The 1,068-nt window shown below is 68.0% G+C and carries 1 protein-coding gene; it reads left to right on the forward strand.

From position 1 onward, the window contains the following. Positions 1–119: 119 nt before the first annotated feature. Positions 120–1,068, forward strand: a 949-nt coding sequence (locus KUM49_RS15815; protein ID WP_217237485.1) for an IS481 family transposase, incomplete at its 3' end; no start/stop codon positions are given.

Genomic DNA, 1,068 nt, shown 5'->3' on the forward strand with positions numbered 1-1,068 from the left:
TGTTCTGTCCGGGGAGGTTGTGGACAGGTGAGTCAGGTCTCGGCTGAGGGATCTTGAAACAGGTGAGGGCCTTCCGGTTCGGTGTGGATTGCGACGTCTACACCAACAGAAAGGCCCTCGTGCCCCACCGTAATGCACCCCTGACCGAGACCGGCCGTCTGCGTCTGGCCCGCTGCGTGGTCGAGGACGGCTGGCCGCTGCGGCGAGCCGCCGAACGCTTCCAGGTCTCGCCCACCACGGCCCAGCGCTGGGCCGACCGCTACCGGCAGTTCGGCGAGGTCGGCATGGCCGACCGCTCCTCACGCCCGCACACCAGTCCGCGCCGTACCCCGACCCGAACCGAACGCCGGATCATCAAGGTCCGCATCCTGCGCCGCTGGGGACCGGCCCGCATCGCGCACCTGCTGCGGCTGGCGCCCTCCACCGTGCACCGTGTGCTGACCCGCTACGGCCTGGCCCGCCTCACCCACCTGGACCGGGCCACCGGCCGCGTCATACGCCGCTACGAACGCGACCGGCCCGGCGAACTGGTCCACGTCGACATCAAGAAACTCGGCAACATCCCCGACGGCGGCGGCCACAAGGTCCTCGGCCGGGCCGCGGGCCGCAAGAACCGCAAGAACGCCGGTTACAGCTACCTGCACACCGCCGTCGACGACCACTCCCGCCTCGCCTACAGCGAGATCCACACCGACGAGAAGAAGGAGACCGCCACCGGTTTCTGGACCCGCGCCCAGACGTTCTTCACCCAGGCCGGGATCACCGTCGAGCGGGTACTCACCGACAACGGTTCCTGCTACCGCTCACGCGACTGGCGAGACCTGCTGGCCAGGGCCGGGATCAACCACAAGCGAACCCAGCCCTACCGGCCGCAGACCAATGGCAAGGTCGAACGCTTCAACCGCACCCTGCTCGACGAATGGGCCTACGCCCGCCCCTACCAATCAGAACAGGAACGACGCGACGCCTTCCCGGAGTGGCTGCACACCTACAATCACCACCGAGGACACACCGCTCTGAAAGGCCAACCACCCGCCAGCCGCGTCCCCAACCTCACAGGGCAGTACA

The sequence above is a fragment of the Streptomyces sp. AC555_RSS877 genome (assembly GCF_019049245.1).
Classification (GTDB): domain Bacteria; phylum Actinomycetota; class Actinomycetes; order Streptomycetales; family Streptomycetaceae; genus Streptomyces.